The organism is uncultured Sulfitobacter sp. (assembly GCF_947500075.1).
Taxonomy (GTDB): domain Bacteria; phylum Pseudomonadota; class Alphaproteobacteria; order Rhodobacterales; family Rhodobacteraceae; genus Sulfitobacter.
Genome location: NZ_CANMQS010000007.1, coordinates 102,138 through 126,052, shown reverse-complemented (window position 1 = coordinate 126,052; position 23,915 = coordinate 102,138). Strand labels below are relative to the sequence as shown.

General features: G+C 59.9%; 21 protein-coding genes. 11 read left to right on the top strand and 10 right to left on the bottom strand.

Annotated elements, in window-relative coordinates; translation table 11 throughout:
- Positions 1-10: 10 nt before the first annotated feature.
- From Q1A91_RS19625 to Q1A91_RS19610, 4 genes are read right to left on the bottom strand one after another with little or no spacing between them, the layout of a single operon-like run.
- The gene (locus Q1A91_RS19625; protein WP_299881717.1) at positions 11-892 is read right to left on the bottom strand and encodes a VOC family protein; all 882 of its coding nucleotides are present in this window, start codon (positions 890-892) and stop codon (positions 11-13) included.
- Complete coding sequence (locus Q1A91_RS19620) at positions 889-1,617, bottom strand: serine acetyltransferase (RefSeq protein ID WP_299881714.1); 729 nt, start codon at positions 1,615-1,617, stop codon at positions 889-891. Before Q1A91_RS19620 ends, Q1A91_RS19625 begins: the two co-directional genes overlap by 4 nt.
- 8 nt (positions 1,618-1,625) lie before the next feature.
- On the bottom strand, positions 1,626-3,134 hold the full coding sequence (locus Q1A91_RS19615; protein ID WP_299881712.1) for an aldehyde dehydrogenase family protein: 1,509 nt from the start codon (positions 3,132-3,134) through the stop codon (positions 1,626-1,628).
- A complete protein-coding gene (locus Q1A91_RS19610) occupies positions 3,127-3,996 on the bottom strand; it encodes an NAD(P)-dependent oxidoreductase (protein WP_299881709.1) in 870 nt (289 codons plus the stop codon). The genes Q1A91_RS19615 and Q1A91_RS19610 overlap by 8 nt, the downstream gene beginning before the upstream one ends.
- 454 nt (positions 3,997-4,450) lie before the next feature.
- Between Q1A91_RS19610 and urtA the strand changes: the two genes are divergently transcribed.
- The 6 genes from urtA (at position 4,451) to Q1A91_RS19580 (ending at position 12,302) form a co-directional block, all read left to right on the top strand.
- Positions 4,451-5,713, top strand: coding sequence for an urea ABC transporter substrate-binding protein (gene urtA, locus Q1A91_RS19605; protein ID WP_299881947.1), 1,263 nt, complete (start codon positions 4,451-4,453; stop codon positions 5,711-5,713).
- Positions 5,714-5,776: 63 nt separating this feature from the next.
- Positions 5,777-7,735 carry an urea ABC transporter permease subunit UrtB gene (urtB, locus tag Q1A91_RS19600; RefSeq protein ID WP_299881706.1) on the top strand — a complete coding sequence of 653 codons (1,959 nt, stop codon included), beginning with the start codon at positions 5,777-5,779 and terminating at the stop codon, positions 7,733-7,735.
- Between the two features lies 1 nt (position 7,736).
- A complete protein-coding gene (gene urtC, locus Q1A91_RS19595; RefSeq protein ID WP_299881703.1) occupies positions 7,737-8,993 on the top strand; it encodes an urea ABC transporter permease subunit UrtC in 1,257 nt (418 codons plus the stop codon).
- A complete protein-coding gene (gene urtD, locus Q1A91_RS19590; RefSeq protein WP_299881700.1) occupies positions 8,990-9,730 on the top strand; it encodes an urea ABC transporter ATP-binding protein UrtD in 741 nt (246 codons plus the stop codon). Before urtC ends, urtD begins: the two co-directional genes overlap by 4 nt.
- Positions 9,720-10,427: an urea ABC transporter ATP-binding subunit UrtE gene (urtE, locus tag Q1A91_RS19585; RefSeq protein ID WP_299881697.1), complete on the top strand. Its 708-nt coding sequence runs from the start codon at positions 9,720-9,722 to the stop codon at positions 10,425-10,427. The genes urtD and urtE overlap by 11 nt, the downstream gene beginning before the upstream one ends.
- A gap of 123 nt (positions 10,428-10,550) precedes the next feature.
- On the top strand, positions 10,551-12,302 hold the full coding sequence (locus tag Q1A91_RS19580) for a sugar phosphorylase (RefSeq protein WP_299881695.1): 1,752 nt from the start codon (positions 10,551-10,553) through the stop codon (positions 12,300-12,302).
- Here Q1A91_RS19580 and Q1A91_RS19575 read toward each other — a convergent pair.
- From Q1A91_RS19575 to Q1A91_RS19550, 6 genes are all read right to left on the bottom strand, one after another.
- Positions 12,299-13,519: a glycosyl transferase gene (locus Q1A91_RS19575; protein ID WP_299881692.1), complete on the bottom strand. Its 1,221-nt coding sequence runs from the start codon at positions 13,517-13,519 to the stop codon at positions 12,299-12,301. The two genes, Q1A91_RS19580 and Q1A91_RS19575, sit on opposite strands and share 4 nt — an antisense overlap.
- Positions 13,512-14,309 (bottom strand): mannosyl-3-phosphoglycerate phosphatase, encoded by a 798-nt coding sequence (locus Q1A91_RS19570; RefSeq protein WP_299881689.1) that lies wholly within the window; start codon positions 14,307-14,309, stop codon positions 13,512-13,514. The genes Q1A91_RS19575 and Q1A91_RS19570 overlap by 8 nt, the downstream gene beginning before the upstream one ends.
- A 73-nt stretch (positions 14,310-14,382) precedes the next feature.
- Positions 14,383-14,826, bottom strand: coding sequence for an RbsD/FucU domain-containing protein (locus tag Q1A91_RS19565; protein ID WP_299881687.1), 444 nt, complete (start codon positions 14,824-14,826; stop codon positions 14,383-14,385).
- Between the two features lie 62 nt (positions 14,827-14,888).
- Complete coding sequence (locus Q1A91_RS19560; protein WP_299881685.1) at positions 14,889-15,929, bottom strand: substrate-binding domain-containing protein; 1,041 nt, start codon at positions 15,927-15,929, stop codon at positions 14,889-14,891.
- 25 nt (positions 15,930-15,954) lie between these two features.
- Complete coding sequence (locus tag Q1A91_RS19555; protein WP_299881682.1) at positions 15,955-16,965, bottom strand: ABC transporter permease; 1,011 nt, start codon at positions 16,963-16,965, stop codon at positions 15,955-15,957.
- Positions 16,962-18,479, bottom strand: a complete 1,518-nt coding sequence (locus tag Q1A91_RS19550; RefSeq protein ID WP_299881679.1) for a sugar ABC transporter ATP-binding protein — start codon at positions 18,477-18,479, stop codon at positions 16,962-16,964. Before Q1A91_RS19550 ends, Q1A91_RS19555 begins: the two co-directional genes overlap by 4 nt.
- A 128-nt stretch (positions 18,480-18,607) precedes the next feature.
- On the opposite strand from Q1A91_RS19550, the gene mtnK reads away from it, so the two are divergent.
- From mtnK to Q1A91_RS19525, 5 genes are all read left to right on the top strand, one after another.
- Entirely contained in the window at positions 18,608-19,867 is a 1,260-nt protein-coding gene (mtnK, locus tag Q1A91_RS19545; protein ID WP_299881676.1) for an S-methyl-5-thioribose kinase, read from the top strand.
- Entirely contained in the window at positions 19,864-20,967 is a 1,104-nt protein-coding gene (mtnA, locus tag Q1A91_RS19540; RefSeq protein WP_299881673.1) for an S-methyl-5-thioribose-1-phosphate isomerase, read from the top strand. Before mtnK ends, mtnA begins: the two co-directional genes overlap by 4 nt.
- A 7-nt stretch (positions 20,968-20,974) precedes the next feature.
- The gene (locus Q1A91_RS19535; RefSeq protein WP_299881670.1) at positions 20,975-21,970 is read left to right on the top strand and encodes a sugar-binding transcriptional regulator; all 996 of its coding nucleotides are present in this window, start codon (positions 20,975-20,977) and stop codon (positions 21,968-21,970) included.
- A 137-nt stretch (positions 21,971-22,107) separates the two neighbouring features.
- A complete protein-coding gene (locus Q1A91_RS19530) occupies positions 22,108-22,722 on the top strand; it encodes a helix-turn-helix domain-containing protein (RefSeq protein WP_299881667.1) in 615 nt (204 codons plus the stop codon).
- A gap of 74 nt (positions 22,723-22,796) precedes the next feature.
- Positions 22,797-23,825 carry a cupin gene (locus tag Q1A91_RS19525; RefSeq protein ID WP_299881945.1) on the top strand — a complete coding sequence of 343 codons (1,029 nt, stop codon included), beginning with the start codon at positions 22,797-22,799 and terminating at the stop codon, positions 23,823-23,825.
- Positions 23,826-23,915 lie beyond the last annotated feature (90 nt).

Genomic DNA, 23,915 nt, shown 5'->3' with positions numbered 1-23,915 from the left:
AGAACCGGATTCAATCTGCCACAAACCGCAGGACTGTATTGGCGGTATCCTCTGGCGACATCAGAACATATCCACCCGGAACCTCCTGATATGGCGCGCCTGACTGCGACAGGTACCCAAGAAGCACTTCCGGGTCGGACATGCGCAGGTCCATGCCCGCAATGAAGGGTGATGCGTCTTCATTTGCGCATTCCGGCAATGCCCCGACAAAACGGCTGAAGGCCGTCGGTGAAAACACACGGATGACACCGTTAGCGGTCTTGCACGCAAACCCGCCTTCAAGCGCTTGGAAGCTGTCATAGAGGCCCGCAAACCGTGCCTTCAGTTCCGGCTGAATGCTGGGTGACGCCACGATATTGATCGCACTGATTCCGGTTACCTTGTTCGGATGCGACAGCCACTCCGGCACATAGATCAGCTCGGGGCGGTGCTGTTGGCACAGGAAAAAAGACAAACGGGGAAATCTCTGGTCCGGCAGCAGGGCGAGCGTGGTTTTCGTGCGATCGGCCGTGCCGTCGGGCAAGGTGACATCCCGCCCGAACTCCAGATGGCCCGCCACGTCAAAACCAGCTTCCGCCGCGCGCATGGCATCTGCCTGCGCATCTGTGCTGTGCAAGGCTGTCAGGGCCACGCCATCGCGTTGTTGCAGATGCGCATGGACATGCCTGCCAAAGCGAAATTCGCCTGCGGGGTTCTTATCAATAAGGGTGTCATCATAGATCCCCATGATTTCCAGCAGGCAGCCGTCAAACATCGCCAGACTGGTGCTGGTGCCCCAGGGATGTTTGCCGATCGGCGTCATGTTGAAACCAAGCGCAATCAGGTGGTTGCGCAGACCGTTGATGTCCCGTGTCGCCAGAAGCGGATGGTCAATGCCAAAGGCTGCATTCATGGGGCAGAACCCGCAGGGGTGAAACGCACACGCGCGGTGCCGCGCATCATTGCTTTCTGGCCCGCGATCAACGTGCCCTCCGGCACGTCCTCCAGCACAATTGCCCCGGCGCCGATGTTGGCCGCGGCACCAATGGTGATGCCACCCAGCAGGATTGCACCCGCACCAATCACCGCACCACGTTTGACATGAGGGTGCCGCTTGGGACCACTCTTGCTCAAGGTGCTGCCAAGCGTAACGTTGTGCCAGATGGAGACGTCCTCTTCGATGACGCTTGTCTCGCCCGCGACAAACCCCAATCCGTGGTCGAGCCACAACCCTGCGCCAATCCGGGCGGCAGGGTGGATGTCGGTATCCAATGCCCGCCCGCATATGGCAGAGACGGCCCGTGCCCGCGTGGTATCGCCATCGGTCCAGACCTTGTGCGCCACCCGGTGGGCCATGATGGCCTGGGCGCCACGCGCAAACAGACAGGTCGCCGCCGCACCGCCCGGTTCAACATTTCTGCGTGCGGCTTCCGCGATGTCATGGACAGATAGGTCTGCCAAAACCGGGTCCCCACGGTAGGTGTCGGCAACTGTTTTGCCGATCTGCGCGTTGCCCGTCAGGTGTCTGAAAACCGCGCCTGCCAAGGCCGGGAAATCGGAGAATGGCCCAAGGTCGAGAATGGCTTTGGCCTGTGGGTCTGCCTCCAGCAAGGCTTTCACATCATCAACAAGCTGCATGATTTCTCCTAGGAGACATACCCGAAGGCAATCCTTGGTTTTGGCGCACTGTCCAGCCAGACGCTTTTTGCGGAGGTGTATTCCATCAATGCGTCGGTTCCGCTGGATCGCCCAAAGCCGGAATTCAAGGATCCCCCGAAAGGAGAAGAGACGTGAATGGCCTTGTAGCTGTTGATCCAGAAGGTGCCCGCACGCACCGCATCCGCCATCCGGTGGGCCCGCCCCACATCAGCAGTCCACACCGCGCCCGCCAAACCGAATGCGGTATCATTTGCAAGGGCGATGGCCTCCTCTTCATCCTCAAAGGGAATGGCGGTTACGACCGGTCCAAAGATTTCTTCCTGCGCGGTTTTTGCGGTGTTGGAGAGGCCGTTCAATACGGTCGGCGCAACGAAGTAGCCCTGTTCTTGGTGATCTGACCGTGACAGCACGTCTGCACCCGCATCGCGGGCGGCGGCAATCATGCCGGTCACATGTGCATATTGTCTGGCATTGCTGATCGGGCCGATCTCCGTTGCCTCGTCCAGCGGATCACCCAGTTTGATGCTGTTCATCCCGCGCTCCAGCATCTCAATCAGTGGGGCATGAATTGATTTGTGCACCAACAACCGCGACCCCGCGACGCAGCTTTGTCCGGCGCCAGAGAAGATGGCGGCCTGCGCCCCGAGGCAGGCATGTTCAATGTTCGCGTCGTCAAAGACGATATTCGCGGATTTCCCACCCAGTTCCAGAACCGATGGTTTCAGCGCGGCCGATGCCGTTGTGGCGACCCGGCGTCCGGTTTCCGGAGAACCAACAAAGACCACCTTGCGCACAGCGGCATGTTTGATCGCCGCTTCGCCACAGGTGGGGCCAAGACCGCACAGCACGTTCACCAATCCGCGTGGCAGGCCAGCGTCCTCGGCCAGTTTCACCAGAGCAACGGTTGTGACCGGTGTCAGCTCACTTGGTTTGATCACAACCCCGTTGCCCGTCGCAATCGCGGGTGCAATCTGCCAGCCGCCGGTAAAGATCGGTGCGTTCCATGGTGTGATCTGGAACACCACGCCAAGGGGTTCGCGGATGGTATAGTTCAGATGCCCGGAGGGCACCGGGATCACCTCCCCGTGCAGTTTGTCTGCCCAGCCGGCGTAATAGGCAAACATCTCTGCCACCTTGGCGACCTCGACCCGGCAATCGCGGATGGGCTTGCCTGCGATGATCGCTTCGATGGTCGAAAGGGGGGCGATATGGGCCAGAACCGCGCGGGAGATGTCCTGCATGATCTGTCCCCGCGCCGCGGCTGACATGCCCTTGGCCCACCCCTGTTGCGCGGTCTGAGCCGTGGCACAGGCGTGCAAGGCCAGATCAACATCGGCATCGGGGTAGGTACATAGAACCTCTTCGGTGAAGGGGTCCGTCAATGTGATTTCCGCGCCCGCGCCATCACATAGCGCGCCGTTGATCAGGGATTGCGGGACTGCGCCCAACCCAACGGCAGCCATGGCTTCGTGCAAAGCCTTCTTGCGGTCATCCATGCGTCTGGCCTTTCTCGTTATACCCGACAATTGCATTGAAATCGGCCTCATCGGGAATGTGTTCAGACCCGCGCAGCCACAGATCGGCAATGCGATCAAAGCCCGCCAGATCGACACCTGACGTCTTGGCCAGCTTCAGAGCCAAACCTACATCCTTGCGCATCAAACCCATGGTGAAGCCGGAATCAAAGGCGTCATTGAGAACCCATTTGGGGAAATTCACTTCGCTCACCCCGCTGCGACCTGACCCGGCGTTGATCCCTTCGAGAAGATCGTCGGCACGCACGCCTGCTGCTGCGCCAAGACGCACCGCTTCGGCGACCAGCACAAGGTTGGCGGCACATAGCATGTTGTTGACGATCTTTGCAGCATGCCCTGCACCCGATCCTCCGACAACCACGGTCTTGGATGTCAGGATGTCCAGAACCGGGCGAAGCTTTTCAATGGCGGTGGCGTCTCCGCCCAGCAGCATCGTCATGGTTCCGGTGTTGGCCGCGGCAGGTCCACCGCTGACCGGCCCGTCCACAAAGTCAAACCCGTGTTCTTTCCCAAGCGCCGCCATTGCCTGAGATGTGCCGGGTTCCGATGTTGACGTGTCCAGAACCACAGCCCCCTGCACCAGATGTGGCGCAATCACTGCCATGACGCTTTCAACAACGGATGCCTTGGGCAAGGACAAGATCACGATCTCGACCGCCCTGGCGACCTCTGCTTCTGATGTTGTGACCTCTGCTCCGGCGGTTTGCATGTCCTTGCGTATCGTGGGGCTGGGGTCATAACAGACCAATCCACATCCGCTGGACAACATGTGGCGCGCCATGCCGCCGCCCATGTTTCCACATCCAATCAGTCCAATCTGCACGCCGCTGCTCCGTCATCTGTTCTTGACTGAATGCACTATGCACACAGTGGCGCGGGCGTGAAACACCGCGATGAGCACCCGGCACAGGATGGGGTGCGATGATCATGGGACCGGGCGCGGCGAGATGGCAGCCCCCAAGCGCCGATCTCCCTTGGCTTAGCGGCCTGCCTAATTACTAAACGCTTTTTGGTGATGTGCTGATTTTATGAGCGGTCATTCGCGGCTCAATGGCTGAAAAGTCGCAATTGACTCCAGCGTCCTGCGAATTCTGCCTACCAATTCATCGGGTCCTTTGTGGATCCAGCAAACTAAAATGCGCGATGGTGCAGGCCTAGCAACCAAATTCACCATCGCACACCGCAATAGATGCGTGTTGCCGGATATGGGGTGTTCTGATCTCCCATGCAAGGCTGTCGCGCGTCGCAACAAGGAAACTGCGATGTCACCAAAACTCATGAAAACTTCCGCTGCGGCCCTTTTGATCGCCAGCGCCGCCCCCGCATTTGCCGATTGCCCCGTCAAAGTGGGCATTCTGCATTCCCTGTCCGGCACCATGGCGATCTCCGAAACGACGCTCAAAGACACAATGGAGATGCTTGTAGAACAGCAGAACGCCAAAGGCGGCGTGCTGGGCTGCCAGTTGGAAGCCGTTGTCGTTGATCCCGCCTCCGACTGGCCACTCTTTGCCGAAAAGGCGCGTGAACTCCTGACGGTGCATGAGGTTGACGTGATCTTTGGCAACTGGACGTCCGTGTCACGCAAGTCTGTGCTGCCCGTGATCGAGGAACTGAACGGTCTGCTGTTCTACCCGGTGCAATACGAGGGCGAGGAAAGCTCCAAGAACGTCTTCTACACTGGCGCCGCCCCGAACCAGCAGGCCATCCCGGCCACGGACTACTTCCTCGAAGAACTGGAAGTAGAGAAATTCGCGCTGCTTGGCACGGATTATGTCTATCCCCGGACGACCAACAACATCCTAGAGTCCTACTTGCAGCAAAAAGGGATCGCCAAGGACGATATCTTTGTGAACTACACGCCCTTTGGTCATTCTGACTGGTCCAAGATCGTAGCGGACGTTGTGGCGCTGGGCGCGGACGGGAAGAAGGTTGGCGTGATTTCCACCATCAACGGCGATGCAAATGTCGGGTTCTACAAGGAACTGGCAGCGGCAGGCATTTCCGCGGATGATATCCCCGTTGTCGCCTTCTCTGTTGGAGAGGAAGAACTGTCTGGTCTCGATACCACCAATCTGGTGGGTCATCTGGCGGCGTGGAATTACTTCCAGTCTGCCGACAGCGACGCCAATGAAGCCTGGATCGCCGCATGGAAAGAGCGCATGGGCGAAGACCGTGTGACCAACGATCCCATGGAAGCGCATTACATCGGCTTCAACATGTGGGTGAATGCGGCAGAGGCAGCGGGATCCACAGAAGTGGATGCGGTGCGCGAAGCGATGTACGGGCAGGAGTTCCCGAACCTGACCGGCGGTACGGCGGTCATGCTGCCGAACCATCACCTGTCAAAGCCTGTCCTGATCGGTGAGATCCAGGAAGACGGCCAGTTCGACATCATCTCCCAGACCGAAGAAGTGCCGGGGGATGCGTGGACGGATTACCTGCCTGAATCCGCGGTGCTTGTCTCCGATTGGAAAGACCTCGGGTGTGGCATGTACAACACCAGTTCTTCGACCTGCGTGCAGATCAAGTCGAACTACTAAACGACGTCTCAAGACAGCCGGGGCGGGCAATCGCCCCGGTATTGAGGTCAAAGGAATACCCTGATGTTGCTGCTGCTCCGGCGTTTGGTCGCCTGTCTTTTTGTATGCGTTTCCCTAGCTTTGCCTGCATCCGCGCAGCAGTCCGACACGCCCATCCAGTTGCTGCTTCAGCAATTCGGGCCGGAGATCCAGAAATCATCGCGCAAGTCCATTGGCCCGGCCATCGACGCGCTTGCAAACAGCGGCCTTCCGGACGCTCAGGTGGTGCTGGAGCGGTGGCAAGCCAAGGACATGTGGTTTGAAAAAGAGACGGGCCTGTTTGTTTTTGGGGCGAAGGCCGATGGCGGTGCGCTGACGCTTTTTGACGTGGCTGGCGGCTTGGAAATCGGCACCGCGCCGCGGAAATCCTACAAACAGCTGAAACCCAACTCAGGCATTCGTGGCATGATCGCCTCCGCTCTGGTGCAGTTCCAGCTTAACGATCCGGACCCGGTGACCCGTCAAAGGGCGCTGACAGCGATTGAGCGGGATGCCGAAGCGACCCATTTGGCCGCCCTTCGTGCGTCGATTGATGTGGAAACCGATGCGGCGCTAAAGGCCCGCAAGGCCCGTTTGGAACGGCTGCTCACGATCCGGTTTGCCGAAGAAGATGCAGAGCGTATTGCCGCCATTGAAGGATTCTCCGGCGATCTGAGTGTTGATCTGCGTGCCGCGCTGAACCCGCTGGTGCAAACCCGTCTGGACGTCGCACAGAGCCTGCCCGAAGGTGCGATGCCCGTTGACGTGGGAGAGGGGCTGTCACCTGATGCAGCCTACGCCCTGCTGACCGCCCAGAATCTCGCCCCGCCCCGCACCGATCCTGACATGCTGCGCGCTGCCCTGATTGAAAACATCGATGGCGACCAGATTGCGGGCATTCAGGTCGCCACGCTTGATACCGATGACGCCCGTGCCGCCGTTTACGCAACCCTGGCGCAAAGTGGCGCAGTGCCCCCGCTGGTGACCGATGAAGACGTGGCGACGACGCTGGAGCGTTTTGTCTTCTTCGAGGCTTTTGTTGGGGCACCTGTCCCGGTTGCTTTGGCGGCTCAAACCGCGCTGAAGGATATCGAAGCCAAACTTGCAATGAGCCAGACCGTTGATCTTGCATTGGATGGCCTCTCCCTCGCCTCGATCTACTTTCTGGCGGCCATTGGGTTGGCGATCACCTTTGGCGTGATGGGCGTGATCAACATGGCCCATGGAGAGTTCATCATGATGGGCGCCTATACGGGCTACGTCGTGCAATTGTTCGTGCCCGATTACACCCTGTCGATCCTGCTTGCCATTCCGCTGGCTTTTGCCGTGACCTTTGCCGCCGGTGTGGTGATGGAGCGGCTGGTGATCCGCTGGCTCTACCATCGCCCCCTCGAAACGCTGCTGGCCACCTTCGGTGTGTCCATTGCCTTGCAACAACTGGCCAAGAACATCTTTGGCACGCAAGCGCGGCCCCTGACGGCACCCGGTTGGCTGGATGGCTCACTGGTCATCAACGACGTCATCGCCATCAGCTACATCCGCATCGCGATCTTTGTGCTCGCGCTGATTTTCCTTGCGCTGTTCCTGTTTGTGATGAACCGCACGCGATTGGGGCTGGAAGTGCGCGCGGCTACGCAAAACCCGCGTATGGCGGCCTCCATGGGCATCAACCCGGACCGCATCAACATGCTGACCTTCGGCTTTGGGTCCGGCATCGCGGGGATCGCCGGGGTCGCCATCGGGCTTTACGCAAAGGTCACCTCGGAAATGGGCGCGGACTACATCGTTCAAAGCTTCATGACCGTGGTCGTCGGGGGCGTCGGCAACATCTGGGGCACATTGCTGGGCGCGACATTGGTCGGCACGCTGCAAAAAGGGATCGAGTGGTTGAACCCCTCCAATACGCTTGCCGCGCAGACTTACATGATCCTCTTCATCATCCTCTTTATCCAGTTCCGGCCGCGCGGGATCATCGCGCTCAAAGGCCGGGCGGCGGAGGCTTGAGATGACGGATCTGGCCCTGACCCCCCCCCGCCGCGCTTTTGTGCTGCGTCACCCCTCCGCGGTGATCTTCATCGGCATTCTGGCGCTGTTTACGATAGGCGTCACGGTTCTGGCGGAAGGATTTGGCATCGGCGTGATCTCAACCAGCTTTGTCAAAACGCTGGGCAAAACCCTGTGTCTGTGCCTTGTCGCGTTGGCGATGGACCTTGTCTGGGGCTATTGCGGGATCCTGTCGCTGGGCCATATGGCGTTCTTTGGCATCGGTGGCTACGCGATTGGCATGTGGCTGATGTACGCCCGCACAGAGATCATCGTGCAGACCAGTCTTGCCGCAGCCCCATTGCCCCCCACACCGCAAGAGATCTCTGACGGCATTGCGGCACAGATTTTCGGCGTGGTGGGGGCATCGGAGTTCCCGCCGATCTGGGCGTTTGCCCATTCCTTGCCCTTGCAACTGGCCGCTGTGGTTCTGGTGCCCGGCCTCTTGGCGCTGGTCTTCGGTTGGCTGGCGTTCCGCAGCCGGGTGACGGGCGTCTACCTGTCGATCCTGACGCAGGCGATGACGCTGGCCCTGTCGCTGTATCTGTTTCAGAACGACTCCGGTCTGCGTGGCAACAACGGCCTGTCTGGCCTGCAAAACCTCCCCGGTCAGGGAGATGTGCCGCAATCCACGATTTCCATCCTGTTTTTCTGGGCTTCTGCGCTGGCCTTGGGGCTGGGCTATCTTATGTGCGCCTGGGTCGTCTCGGGCAAATTCGGCTCTGTAATCCGCGCCATTCGGGATGATGAAGCGCGCGTGCGGTTTCTGGGGTATTCGGTTGAAGCCTATAAGCTGTTCATCTTCACCATCACTGCTGTGATCGCAGGCATTGCCGGCGCGCTCTACTATCCGCAGGCGGGTATCATCAACCCGGCGGAGATCGCGCCCATTGCTTCCATCTACCTCGCCGTTTGGGTCGCGATTGGCGGGCGGGGCAGGCTCTATGGCGCTGTCATCGGGGCGGCATTCGTCTCGCTCTTGTCGACATGGTTCACGGGCGGGCAGGCACCCGACATCAACCTGGGTGTCTACACGGTGCAATGGGTGGACTGGTGGACGATCCTGTTGGGGCTGTCCTTTGTTGGCGTGACCCTTTTTGCCCCGCGCGGCATTGGTGGGCTGTTTGATCTGGTCGCAGCGCGCCGGATGCCGAACCGCCATGGGCAAGACCTCGGCCCAGACGCCGGTGCGCTGCGCGAAAAGGAGGCGGACAGATGAGCACACTTTTGGAAGTCTCGGGCGTTTCCGTGTCGTTTGACGGGTTCAAGGCCATCAACAACCTGTCATTCCAGATCGGTGAGGCTGAGATGCGCGCGGTCATTGGCCCAAATGGCGCGGGCAAGACCACCTTCATGGACATCATCACCGGCAAAACCCGCCCGAACGATGGCCGGGTGATCTGGGGGGAGAAGTCTGTGTCCCTTCTGTCGATGTCGGAAAGCCAAATCGCGCAGGCCGGGATTGGACGCAAGTTTCAGCGCCCCACGGTATTTGAAGACCAAAGCGTGGCCGATAACCTGATGCTGGCGCTGAAAAAGAAACGCGGGCCTCTGGCTGTGCTGCGCTTTCGCGCGTCAGAGGCCGATCGCGCGGCGGTCGCGGATCTTGCTGAACAGATCGGGTTGGCCGCCGCGCTGCATCGCAAATCAGGAGAGCTGTCACACGGTCAAAAGCAATGGCTGGAGATCGGCATGCTGCTGGCCCAGGAACCGCGCCTGCTTTTGGTGGATGAACCTGCTGCGGGCATGACGGCCGCGGAGCGCGAACACACCACGGCGTTGTTGGTGGAAGCCGCCAAGACCCGTGCGGTGGTCGTGGTGGAGCATGATATGGAATTCGTGCGCCGTCTGGGCTGCAAAGTGACGGTGCTGCACGAAGGATCGGTGCTGGCTGAAGGCAGCCTTGATCATGTAACGGCGGATGAAAAAGTGATTGAGGTATACCTTGGCCGATAACCTGCTCACCCTCAGCGATCTGACGCTGCATTATGGCAGCAGCCAGATCCTCAACGGCATTGATCTGACCGCGCAGATTGGTGAAGTCACCTGCGTGATGGGCACGAATGGCGTGGGCAAGACAAGCCTGCTCAAAGCCATGTCAGGCACTCATCCGATCAGCGGCGGATCCTACGTGCTGGATGGTCAAAGCATCACCCGCGCACAGGCCCACGTTCTTGCCAAACGCGGCGTCGCCTACGTGCCGCAGGGTCGTGAGATATTCCCGTTCCTGACCGTGCAGGAAAACCTTGAAACCGGCTTTGCCTGCCTTGACCGGGGAGAGCGAGAGATACCGTCAGAGATTTTCGAGCTGTTCCCCATCCTCAAGCAATTCCTGAGCCGTCGAGGCGGGGATCTGTCTGGTGGTCAGCAACAGCAACTCGCCATTGCGCGGGCGTTGATCACCCGGCCAAAACTGCTGTTGCTGGATGAGCCCACAGAAGGCATCCAGCCCAACATCATCACCCACATCGGAGAGGTCATTGGCGAGTTGCGCCAACAGGGACAAATGGCGATTGTGCTGGTGGAGCAATACCTCGACTTTGCATATGGGCTGGGCGACAGATTTGCAGTTCTTGAACGGGGCAGGTGCATTCTTCAGGGCGCAAAGTCCGAGATTTCCTCTGACCAGCTGCAACAGGCCGTTTCGATCTGAACAGCCACACGCGCCATCGCAACAGTGCCCAGCAATGTGGCAATGCGCGGAAACTGTCATTGGCCAGCGGAAAAAGAGTGTTGAGCGTTTGTCATACCAATCCAGACATGGTTGCTTGATCAGATGAAGAAACCCAGCCCTGATCGAACGGCCCTGCACAGCGCCGCTGCCGGCTATCTGGCGCAGATATACCCGGACCGGGATGCGGATGCGCTGGCCGCAGAGGTCATTGCGGGGTTCTGGCCCACAGGCACGCACCATCGCAAACGCAAGCGGCAGCCGGGCAATGCGCTGTGGTCGCAGGACGACGCGCTGCTGATCACCTATGGCAATTCGATCATCGATGGGGTGCACAAGCCCCTCGATCTGCTGAATGACTTTCTGCATCGCTACATGGAAGGGGTGGTCAACGGCGTTCATATCCTGCCGTTCTTCCCCTTCACCTCTGACGATGGATTTGCGGTTGCGGACTTTCGGGTGGTGAACCCGCAGTTGGGCGATTGGCCCGACATCAACCGCATTGCGGGCGAGTTCAAGCTGATGTCTGATCTGGTGCTCAATCACGTCTCAAGCCAGGGCCAGTGGTTCAACGATTACCGTCAGGGAAAAGCGCCCTATGACGGCTACTTTTTCGAAGCCTCTCCTGAGGATGACCTTGATATGGTCGTGCGCCCGCGCACAACGCCGCTCCTGCAACCGGTGGAAACATTGAAAGGCCTGCGCCATGTCTGGTGCACCTTCAGCCATGACCAGATCGACCTTGATTTCAGAAACCCGCAGGTGCTGTTGGAGTTTCTCCGCATCATCCGGCTGCATATGGACAACGGCATTCAGATCATCCGGCTGGATGCCGTGGCCTTTGTCTGGAAGGAGATTGGCACACCCTCGATCCATCTGCCCCAGACCCATGCCATTGTGAAACTGCTGCGCCTGCTGTGTGATTTCGCGGTGGAACCTGTGGTGCTGGTTACCGAAACCAACGTGCCCAAGGCCGAGAACCTCAGCTATTTCGGTCAGCGCGACGAGGCGCATGTGATCTACAACTTCCCCCTGCCGCCCCTCGTGTTGCACGCCATGCTGTCGGGCACGGCCCGGCATTTGGTGAAATGGCAGCGCGCGATGCCGCCGGCACCTTTGGGATGTGCCTACCTGAATTTCACCGCCAGCCATGACGGCATTGGCATGCGTCCCGCAGAGGGGTTGCTGTCAGATCAGGACCAGCAAGACGTCATCGATACGCTCAAGCGGATCGGCGGTCTGGTGTCCATGCGCGCCCTGCCCAATGGAGGGGAGGCGCCTTATGAGCTGAACACGACCTTCTTTGACGCGCTCAGCGAAACACTGGCTGGCCCGGATGATTTACATCTTGAACGCTTCCTGTGTTCGCAAACCATCGTGATGTCGTTGGAGGGCATTCCGGCGTTCTATATCCACTCCATGCTGGCCACATCAAATGACCACGAAAGTGTCGAAAAACGCGGTATGCACCGGGCGATCAACCGTCACCGCTGGAATTACAACGACCTGCGCGATCAGCTTGCACGCCCGGATTCCATCCACGCCCGCGTTTTGGCAGGCCTGCGCAGCCGTCTGGAGACACGCAAAGGGCAGGCAGCGTTCCACCCGAATGCGACCCAATTCACGCTCCATGTCGGGGATGACCGCATCTTTGGCCTGTGGCGGCAAAGCCTTGACCGCCGCCAATCCATCTTTGCCCTTCATAACGTAAGCGCGGAGGAGATCGCGTTGTCCTCAACCGTCCTGAACCTGATCGCTGATGAAGACTGGACGGACCTGCTGACCGGTGAACAGATCGGGGAGGATGATATCCTGCTGGCCCCGTATCAGTGCCGGTGGATCAGCAACGGCGCCTAACCGAATTCCCTCGTATCCGCTGCCGCAGCCTCCTGCATGTCGCGCAGAAAGTCAGGATCCGCGGCATGTACGCGGTTCCACGTTGGAATGAACGGCGTCTCATGCGGGTTTTCCAGAAACGTCTGCCCTGCGCGCATGATGTTCTCTGCAAAGAGCTCGATCGAGGCTTCCTCACTATGCCGGTCCAGCACCAGCCCGTTCATCTGGGCATCGGAATGATACGCCTCCAGCAGATCAAGCGCACAGCGATAGTACGTTGCTTTCAGTGTTCGGAAAACGTTGTTGGTAAAGACCGTGCCGTCCGCAGCCAGCTTGCGGAAGATCGCCTTGCAGATGTCGGTGGACATGCGGTTCAGACCCGTCTCGGCATCTTGCGGGCTGAGCGACTGGTGTTTGTGGTCATAGGCGTCCGCGATTTCAACCTGACACACCGCCTTGGGCGCCAGATTGCGCCAGGCTTCTGACAATACACCAATCTCAAGCCCCCAGTCCGAGGGGATGCGCAGGTCTGGCAGGATGTTGGTGCGCATGGCGAATTCACCCGAAAGCGGATAGCGAAAGCTGCGCAGGTAATCGAGGTAATCCCTGTCCCCGACCACGCGTTTCAGCGCGATCAGCAAAGGGCTGACCAGCAGGCGGGTCACCCGGCCGTTCAGCTTGTTGGTCCCAATGCGCGCGTAGTAGCCCTTGGCGACCTGATAGGGAAACGTGGGGTTGGCCACCGGGTAGATCAGCCGCGCCAGCAATTCGTTTGTGTAGGTCAGGATATCGCAATCATGGATCGCCATGACATCGCTGTCCTGACAACTGAGCATATATCCGATGGAGGTCCAGACGTTCTTGCCTTTTCCCTGTTCCGATGGAGCCAGCCCCATGGCCTGAAGACGCGCTTCCAGCGTCTGCATGCGCGGGCTGTCGTTCCAGATCACCACATGGTTTTGGTTCAGCCCTTCGAAGAACTGGCAGGCATGACGAAACTGATCCGCATCGGCACGATCCAGCCCGACAATGATGCGGTGCAGATAGGTGACTTTGGACAGTTCTGCCAAAATTCGTGGCATCGCCTCGGTTTCCAACTCCGAATAGAGACACGGCAGGATGAGCGAAGCCTTGCGATTGGCCGTAAAGGTCTCCAGCTCTGCCGTGATGTCCGCAAGCGACCGTGTGCGGAGGTTGTGCAGGGTCGCGATGCTGCCGTTTTGGTGAAAATCAACCATCTTCCTGTGACCCCATGATTTGTTCAATAAGTGCGAGCACCGCTGTGTTCCAACCCGCAGGCCCCGGCGCATCTGTACGCCGAATGCGCCCCGCGTCCTCACCCGCAAGGCGCGGCAGGGGCGGACGGTGCGGGTTCTTTACGATGACACCAAAATCCGCCGCTTCCAGCATCTCTGTGTCGTTTGGTGCATCACCCAATGCGATGGTGCATGCCGGTTTGTAGTGCGCAATGATCCGGGCCATGCCATCCGCTTTGGTCCGCCCGGAGGACAGGGTGAGAAACCTGCCGCCCTCACTGGCGGCAATGCCCTGTTCTGCCAACAGATGCAGAAAGCGTGCGCGCATTTCGTCATCCCCTGACCAAAGTCCGGGTTCCGAGAAAGCGCGTCGTTTGGCTGAAACTGCGGCATCCTGCGAAAGCCCTGTCGCGGCGCTGACGTCATCCCTCTGCATGTCGCCAAATCCGGAAAAATGCGCGCGCAGGTCGCGGGGCATGTCATCCAGCGCGCGCCTGATGTCTGCATACGTCAGCGCCTTTTCGTCTTGTCCGGTGTTCAAGCCAATCACCCCTCCGCCGTTCTCGACAATGGCGGGCACCCCCTCCAGCCCCATGTCGCGCAGCAAGGGGACCATTTCAGCAGCCGTTTTGCTGCTTGCCAGGATCAAGGGTACGCCCGCCTGCTTCAGCTTCGAGATCGCGGGACGCGCAGGTTCCCAGCCATAGGTTTCGTGATCAAGAAGGGTGCCGTCCAGATCGCTGAACACCAATAGAGAGGCTGTCGATTGCATAGGGTTGAGTGTGATACGCCGCAGGCCTTGCTGCAAGGTGATTGCGTATCTCAACCGGCACACTGCCTTGTTTTCAGGCAATAACGCCTTTGCGCAGGATGAAACATCCGTAAGGCCGTGCTTCATTGCACTGGACCACCGCAAAACTGTGTCCTGCACGTTTGTAGAACGCCTGTCGCTCAAGGCTTGCCAGAATGCCCCCCTCGGGCAGGCGCGGTGTGAGCAGGTCCCAGACTTCCTGATGTGGTTCGCCCATCTCATCAGGGGCGTTGTCGATCTCCATCCGCAGGACGGAATGGGTGTGAAAGGTATCCAGCGGCATCAAGGTGGTGATGATGTCCGCGACCTGAGTTGCCGTGTGGCTGGGGTACTGGATCAGATCGGACACCACACAAGTCGAGGCTGACCACGTCGCAGGATAATTGGCATCCGCGATCACGATCTCATCCCCGTGGCCCATGCGGGCAAGGACAGACAACAGCTCTGGCGTGGTGCGGGGGTCTATTCCGATCAGCATACGGAGGCTCCTTTCCGGCCTTGAAGGCGCGCGCCCAACACAAGGGCGCGCGCCGGTACGTGTCAACGGGGTGGCAAGGTGATCCAGTCCGCCATGGCAACGTCCGCGTGCTGGAACTGCGGCATCTTCGCGCCGAGGTCTTCCATGTTGCGGATGTCCTCATCGTTGAGGAAAGATTGCGTGATCAACGTAGGCGGTACGATCACGGAGGCGCCGGGGTTCTCCCCTGCCAGCATCAAGGCCAGCGCCCGGACGGAGACTTCACCCACCACGGCCGGGTTGGTTGCCACAGTTGCTTTCCACGCGCTTCCAGCCTCGCGCATCAGCGCGATGTCTGCGGTGGAGACGTCAGCCGAGTAGATGCTCAAGTCGCCGCTCATGCCCAGCTCATCCGCAGCGATCTTCACGCCTTTGGCAAACTCGTTGTAGGGGGCAAAGAAGACCGAGATGGTGGGATTGGCCTGCAAAGCCGCACGGGCCTGATTGGCGTTGGAATTCGCGATAGGATTATCCAGCGTGCCGATCCGCGCCGCTTCCGTGATGCCCGCGTTGGCTTCTTTCACTTCTTCCCATGCCACGTGCCGCCGGTCCAGCGGTGCGATACCGGGTACATAGACGTACCCTGCTTCAAAGCTGTCACCGTTGTCCGCAACCGCCTGTTCCAGCGCGAGTTTGCCCAGCAGGTAGTCAGATTGCTCAATCTGCGGGATCGCTTCGTTCTCGACGTTCACGTCGAAGGCCACGACCTTGATGCCCGCGTCCACCGCACGCTGGGCCGCGTCGCGCATGGATTCCGTCAGCCCGTGCTGGATGATGATGCCGTCAACACCCAGCGCAATCGCCTGATCCACCATATCCGCCTGCAAAGCGGCGTCCTGTCGGCTGTCGAGCACCCGCAGGTTCACGCCAAGAGCGGCGGCCTGCGTTTCAACCCCGGACAGGTAAGCCTGAAAGAAGTCACCCGTGGACAGATACCGCACAAGCGCGATGGTCACGTCACCGGGGTTGTCAAACGGGGCAGGGGCGTCCTGTGCGGTGGCTGCACCTGCACCAAGGGCGATGCCCGCCGCACCTGCCAGGGTTAAAAAGTATCGTCTCAGCATGTCGATTCCTCCCAATCGCTGATGGTCAATGCCCCGCGCCCGTGCGGCGTGAGGATAGATAGAATGTGAAAACAAGCGCGGCGACCAGCACCGCGCCTTTGACAAAATCCTGTGTGTAATAGGGGGCGTTCATCATGGTCATGCCTTGCAGCAGGATGCCCACAAAAAGTGCGCCAATGGCGGTGCCAAAGGCGTTGGGCCGTGCCGCACCCAGCACCGCAAAGCCAATCAGGGCTGCCGCCACGCTGTCCAAAAGCAGGTTGTTGCCGCTGGCAATGTCGCCGCGCCCAAGGCGGGCTGCCAGCAGGATGCCCCCGATCGAGGCGGTCACGCCGGAGATCATGTAGGCCGCGATCTTGTAGCGGTTGACCGGTGTCCCGACGAGGCTGGCGGCCCGCGCATTGGACCCGATGGCGTACATCAACCGTCCGTGCCGCGTGAACCCCAGAAACAGCCAGATCACCACGGCAATTACAACGAAGATCACCACCGGCATGGGCAGCAGCCGTTCAATCACAACGTCAAACCGGTGCCGCCCCAGCCACAGGAATGCAGCGGAAAACGTCCCTTCAGCCACCGTGCCGCCGGGCAGGGTCATGCCTGTGGCAATCGAATTGCCCTGCGTCGGGATGCGCTGCACACCAATGAGCAGGAACATCATCCCCAAGGTTGCCAGCAAATCCGGCACCCGGAACTTCACGATCAGTAACCCGTTGATCAGCCCCACAAGCGCGCCCATGCCAAGGCACAGCATCACCGCGACTATCGCGGAATGCTCAAGGATCACCATCGAATAGGCCGACAGCATCAGGGCGGAGGTCGCAACCGCGCCAATCGACAGGTCAAACCCATCCACAACCAGCGTGCAGGTTACGCCCAACGCCAGAATGCCGGTGATTGCCACCGATTGCAGCACGAAAGCAGCCGACAGCGGGCCAAAGAAACCGGGAGCCGCAAGGCTGAAATAGACAACCAAGCCCACAAGCAGGATCAGGAAACCATACCGGACAGAGAAGTTGAGGATCTTGTCGTTCATAGGGATTGCCCTGTGCCTTGCGCGCTGGGGCCGGTGATGTCGGCGACAAGGGCGGTCAGGTCGATGTTGTCATTGATGTGCTCTGCGGCAAGGGCGCCTTCGTTCATCACAATGATGCGGTCCGCGATCTCAAGCGCTTCGTCGATCTCTGCCAGAAACACCAATGTTGCGCGGCCTTCAGCTGTGGCGCGGATGTGCCGCCCGATGTCGCGCCGCGCGCCGATGTCGACACCCTGAAATGGCTCATCCAGCAGCAGGACCTGCGCAGGTTCCAGCAGCCAGCGGGCGATCATCACCTTTTGCTGATTGCCTCCCGACAGGGTGCCGATGCCGTCAGACACGGACTGGCAGACGATCCCAACCTGATCCACCATCGCGTCCGCCCGCCTGCGCTGCTGTCGTTTGCTGAGGAAGGAGCCAAGGCTGAAGCCGCCCAAGAAAGGCAGTGTCATGTTATCCGCAATGTCAAAGGCCGGAACGACAGCATTGGTGCCGCGATCCTTGGGAGACATGAACACGCCCTGCGCCACCGCATCCTCGACAGAGCGGGGCGTATAGCCGTTGCCATTGATACGCATGCTCCCGCCAAGCGGGCGGGCGATGCCAAAGAGGATATCTGCCAGTGCGCTTTTGCCACTGCCCAGCAGTCCCACCAGCGCGACCACTTCGCCGTCACGTGCGGTGAGGGTGATGGGAGCGGCGTTTTCCCGGATGTGCAGGTCGGTGAGTTCCAGCACCGGCGTGGTGCCTTGCTGTTGCTGGATGTCGACCTCGTTCATGCGGTGACCCAGCATCGCTGTAACGGCGGCCTCGAAATCCAGAGGCTCTTCGTCGAACACACCCGAAATCGCACCATCCCGCATCACCACGATACGGTCTGCAATGCGGCGGATGTCGGACATCCGGTGCGAGATATAGAGGATTGCAACGCCCTGCGCCCGTAGCCGGTCTATCAGATCAAAGAGACGGTCCGCCTCGGTTGCGGAAAGGGAGGACGTCGGCTCATCAAGGATCAAAACCTTGGGCGCGCGGGCCATGGCACGGGCAATGGCGATCATCTGGCGATCCGCCACCGACAGATCCGTCACACGGGCGCGCATGTTGACCGTGATGCCCATTTCGGCAGCCACTTTGCTGGCTTCCGCGCGCAGGTGGCGTTCGCGAACAAAGAGGCCATGCCCGCGTTCGACCAGCCGGTCCAGCATCAGGTTGTTCGCCACATCCAGTGCCGGGATCACGCCGTCATCAATGGATTGGTGTACGGTCACAACGCCGTGGCTGATCGCGTCCGCCGCATCTGCGGGATCAAAGGGCTTGCCCGCCAGCGTCATCTGCCCCGCATCAGCCGCATGGTGCCCGCAAATGACCTTCACCAGCGTCGATTTCCCCGCCCCGTTTGCCCCCATCAGCACCGTCACGCTGCCCGGTGCCAGCGTCACATCAATGCCGCGCAGCACGTGGTTCTTTCCGAACGATTTCTGCAAACCGCTGACCTGTAGTGCAGCCTCTGACACCCGATACCTCCCCTTCAGTCTGCCGACGGTAGGCGCGCTTAAATACTTTTGTCAAACAGTTTGACATATGTATATTTTGGCGGTTACCCAAAGAGGGAAGATATCAACCAAAGACCGGAGCGGTGCGGATGAGCGCAGCATTGGAATACGAGGCACTGACAGTAGAGAGCCTGCCAAAACGGCTGTCTGACGTGGCAGCTTTGACATCATCGGTGGGGCCGGACAGCACATTTTGGCAGGTGCAGGAGGTTGGCGATGGCAACCTCAACCTTGTGTTCGTTGTCAGCGGTCCAGAGGGCACTGTCATCGTCAAACAGGCACTGCCCTACGTCCGCCTTGTCGGTGACAGCTGGCCCTTGCCGCTTTACCGTGCGTTTTATGAATACCATGCCCTGACCCGTCAGGCCGCCCGTGCGCCGGGTGCCGTGCCAGAAGTACTCCATTTTGATGAATCCCAAGCGCTGATCGTGATGGAGTTCCTGGCCCCGCATGTGATCCTGCGCCGCAAGCTCATTGCTGGCGAACAGGTCGCGGGTTTGGCTGATTTTCTGGGAAAATTCTGCGCGCAGACCGCTTTTCGTGGATCTGAACTGTCGATGAAAAGCGCGGACAAGAAGGCCGATGTCGCGCTTTTTGCCGGTAACGTCGAAATTCCGGCCATAACCGAGGGGCTGGTGTTCACCGATCCTTACTTTGATGCCGAGATGAACAACCACACCGAAGGCCTTGACCCGGTGGTTGCACAATTGCGCGGGGATGTCGGCCTGAAGGTCCGGGTGCAGCAGGCGCTGCAACGCTTCGCCTCCAACACGCAAACGATGCTGCATGGTGATCTGCATTCCGGCTCCATCATGTCCACACAGGCAGACAGCCGCGTCATTGATCCCGAGTTCGTACAATACGGCCCGATTGGCTTTGACATCGGGATGCTATGCGCGAATTTTCTGATGGCCTATTTCAGCCAGCCTGCCCATCGGGGGGATGATCTGGAGGCCTACCAGGCGTGGATCTTGAGTGTGATTACAGATACCTGCGCGGGTTTTGACGCGGCGTTCCGCGCCCTGTGGAAGAACGAACGCACTGGCATCCTCTATCCTGCGTCGCTGTTTGAGTATCAGGGCCATGACAGCGCCCCGGCCTGCGATGCGATGCTTGCGGAAATCTGGCGCGATGCCTGGACCTTCTGTGGTATCGAGATGCACCGCCGCTGTCTGTCGCTCGCCCATAACGCAGACTTTGAAGAGATCGAAGACATCCCCACACGGGCGCGGCTGGAAGCACGCAATCTGATGATGGGAGCCGCGCTGGTGCATCAGGCTGAAACGCTGTCAGACGTGAGCATGGTCTGTGCGATGGCGCAGGATTTCAATCGAAAGGACATCTTATGAAGATCAACGGCACGCCCTATCGCTCTTTGTGGTGGAACGCTGAACAAGACGTCTTGGAGATCATTGACCAACGCTGGCTGCCCCATGATTTTCGCGTGATCCCGGTGCAGTCCATGCAGGACTTTGCCGATGCGATCTATGAAATGCGGGTGCGTGGCGCGCCTTTGATCGGGGCCACAGCGGCCTACGGCATGGCGCGGGCGATGGCCGAAGATCCCTCAGACGCCAATATGGATGCGGCCTGGACCTTCCTTGAGAAGACCCGCCCAACGGCCATCAACCTGCGCTGGGCGCTTGACCGCTGTCGGACCGCGCTGCGCCCGCTGGCCGAAGCAGACCGCGCCGGAGCGGCACTGACGCTGGCGCATGAGATTGCGGATGAGGACGTGGAGATCAATCGGCAGATCGGCCTGAACGGTCTTGCCTTGATCAAGGAGATTGCCGCCAAAAAACCTGCGGGTGAACCGGTGCGCCTGCTGACCCATTGCAACGCCGGGTGGCTGGCGACTGTCGATTGGGGCACGGCGACCAGCCCGATGTATCACGCCCATGATGCAGGCATTCCGCTGCATGTCTGGGTCGATGAAACCCGGCCGCGCAATCAGGGCGCCCTGACGTCGTGGGAATTGGGCAGCCACGGTGTGGATCACACCTATATCACCGACAACGCAGGTGGGCACCTGATGCAGCACGGCATGGTTGATATGGTCATCACCGGCACCGACCGCACGACGCGGCGCGGCGATGTCTGCAACAAGATCGGCACCTATCTCAAGGCGCTCGCCGCGCACGACAACGGCGTGCCGTTCTATGTCGCCTTGCCGTCTCCAACTGTGGATTGGTCTGTCAGTGACGGCGTGGCCGAGATCCCGATTGAGGAAAGGGACGCGCGCGAAGTTACTCATATTCAAGGGGTTACGGATGCCGGCGGCATCGGCCTTGTGCAGGTCACACCTGACGGAACACCGGGCGGCAATCCCGCGTTTGATGTCACACCCAACCGCTTGGTGACCGGGTTGATCACCGAACGTGGCGTTTGCGACGCGTCCGAGGAAGGGCTTGCCGGGCTGTTCCCGGAGCTTGCGCGCGCGGCAGGATAGGCCGGTCATGCCCGCCAGCCCTCTTGGTAAGGCCCGGTCTGGTCCGGCCGATGTCTCCCGCTTGCCGCCACGGGATGACGCACCCTATGTAGAGGCGGCCTGGCTCTATTATCATGACCGGCTGAACCAGAATGAAATCGCGGAGCGGATGCAGATCAGCCGCGCCTCGGTGGTGAACTACCTCAATGAGGCACGCAGCCGGGGGTGGGTGCGCGTGCATCTGGACAGCGATGTGTTCCGGGGCCATCGTCTTGCGTCGGAGCTTTGTGCTGCATACGGGTTGGCGGATGCGATCGTGGTGCCGGATGATCCGACCGACATGCGCAGCGACACCCGCGTGACCAGCGCTGCGGCTGATTGGCTGCCGAAGCTGTTGGAACCCGGCGACACGCTTGGGGTGTCCTGGGGCGCGACCGTGTACCAGATGGCGCAGCAGGCACCGAATTTCCCAATTGATGACCTGACCGTGATCCAGCTGCTGGGCTCCCGGCCCGCGGCCCTCGGCTTTGCGGCGGAGGCTTGCACCGGCATGCTCGCACAGCGGTTGGGAGGGCAGATCATCAACCTGCATGTGCCCCTGCTGTTGTCAAACAAGGCCCTGCGTGACGCGCTGTGTGCAGAACCCGTGGTGGCCGCGCAGCTTGAGGCGCTGGCAACCTGTAACAAGACCGTTTTCGCTTGCGGGACCTGCGACGCGGACGCCCACATCGTACGGACAGGGATCCTTGATGCGGACAGCATCGCCACCTACCGTGACGCGGGGGCCGCTGGCGTGATCTGCGCGCGCCTGATTGATGGCGCAGGTGCGCCTGTTGTCGCGGCGATTGAAGATCGAATGATCGGCGTGACCCTGGATCAGATGCGGGGCAAGGACATGGCCCTGCTGGTTGCTGCGGGACCGGGGCGGGCCGTCTCTGCCCATGCGGCGATCCGGGGCGGTTTTGTGACCCATCTTGCCACCAGCACCAAGGTGGCAGAGGATTTGCTGAAGATGGCTCAATAGCGCATCCGGTCGTGCGGTGACCGCCTGCTCCCGGCAGTCCTTCGGCACAGTCCATCAGGAAATTCTATTGCATAAACGTAATGCGCTGCGTAAACGTATGAAGCGCCCATCCACTTTGGGCGGCGAGGGGACGCAACATGCGCAGCAACAACGCTCAAACAGATCGGGACGCGCCCGATATTGGACAGAGGTTAAAAACCCTCCGCACGGAACGCGGCCTCTCACTGGCGCGACTGGCAGAGATGACGGGGATCTCCGACGCGACGCTCTCGCGGGTGGAGACGGGAAAATCCCTGACTTCCGCCCATAACCTTTACACGCTGAGCAAGGCGCTCAACGTTGATATCACCGCCTTCTTTGACGAAGACGCCCACCCATTGCGCAGCGGCATACGTTCCATTTCCCGAAAAAGCGCTGAGCAGCCCATCCCGACCGAACATTTCCTGACGCAGGTTTTCGCGGGCGATCTTGCCCACAAACGCATGCACCCTTCGTTGAATACCGTGACAAAGCAGCGCCTTGAGGACGTCGGTGGCTTGTCTGCCCATGCGGGTGAGGAGTTTCTGTTTGTCGTCAGCGGCAGTCTTGTCCTGCACAGCGCGCATTACGCGCCAGTGCTGCTGGAAGCAGGCGATACGATCTATTTTGATGGCTCAATGCCGCATGCCTATCTGGCGCAGGGGGACACCCCGGCCGAGATTTTGGTGATTAACACAATGAACACGCAGACCCAGATGGGGGAAGACCAGTGAACGACCTGACAACCAATCCTGATGCCATCGTGGCAACCGAACTCTATCTGCCAGTGCAGGATCTCAAGACGGAGATGCCGTTCTTTCTCAACCAGCTTGGCTTCCGTCTGGAAGAGATATTCCCAGCCGACGATCCGGCAGTGGCCCTGATCTCCGGCCATGGTGTGCGCATCCGTCTGGATCGGGACGCGGATCTGGAACCCGGCAAACTTCGGCTGCGCTGCGATGGCGCGTCCGGCTTTGCGGGGGGGCAGGATGTGTTGACCTCGCCCAGCGGCAACATCATTGAAATCGTGGAGGCCAACCCGCCCCTTGATATGCCCAAGACGCAGCATTCTTTCATGGTGCGGCACCTGCGCGACAGCGACGCCTGGGTGATCGGACGGGCCGGCATGCGCTATCGCGATCTGATCCCGGATCGGTTGGGCGGGTCAATCATCGCCAGCCATATCCGCATCCCCGATGGCGGCCCTGTCCCGGATATGGTGCATTATCACACCGTCGGATTTCAGTTGATCTTTTGCTACCGGGGCTGGGTCCGGCTGGTCTACGAAGATCAGGGGGCGCCGTTCATTCTCGAAGAAGGCTGCTGTGTGATCCAGCCGCCCCAGATCCGGCACCGCGTTCTGGAAGCCTCTGATAATGTTGAGGTGTTGGAGATCGGCGTGCCAGCTGAACACATCACCACCATCGACCACGAAATGGAGTTGCCCAACGGGACCATGAACCCGGATCGTGACTGGCAAGGGACGAAATTCATCCATCACAAGGTGTCCGAAGCCATCTGGGCACCCTGGCGCATTCCCGGCTGGGAGAGCCGCAACACCGGGATTGCAAAGGCGACCCAGAATGTAGCCGGTGTTCAGGTCGCACGCCCCGCTGAGGTGCGCGATGCCTGGACAAGCCACAACACGGACATCCTGTTCACATTCGTGAAAGAGGGGGAGATGACGCTCGAAGTGACGGGGGAGGAACCATATCGTCTGGTGGCGGGCGATGCCTTCGTTTTGCCGCCGTTCCTGAAAACCCGCTACGTGGACCCCAGCGCTGATTGCGAGTTGATTGAGGTGACGCTACAGGCAGATTTCGAGACGGAGATCTGAGGCATCGCAAGTCGGATGGAGGCCGTTGTCTCAACTGAGAAGGTCGCTTGCTCTCGATAATGCTGGAAACAATTGGTCTATTGTTTCCAA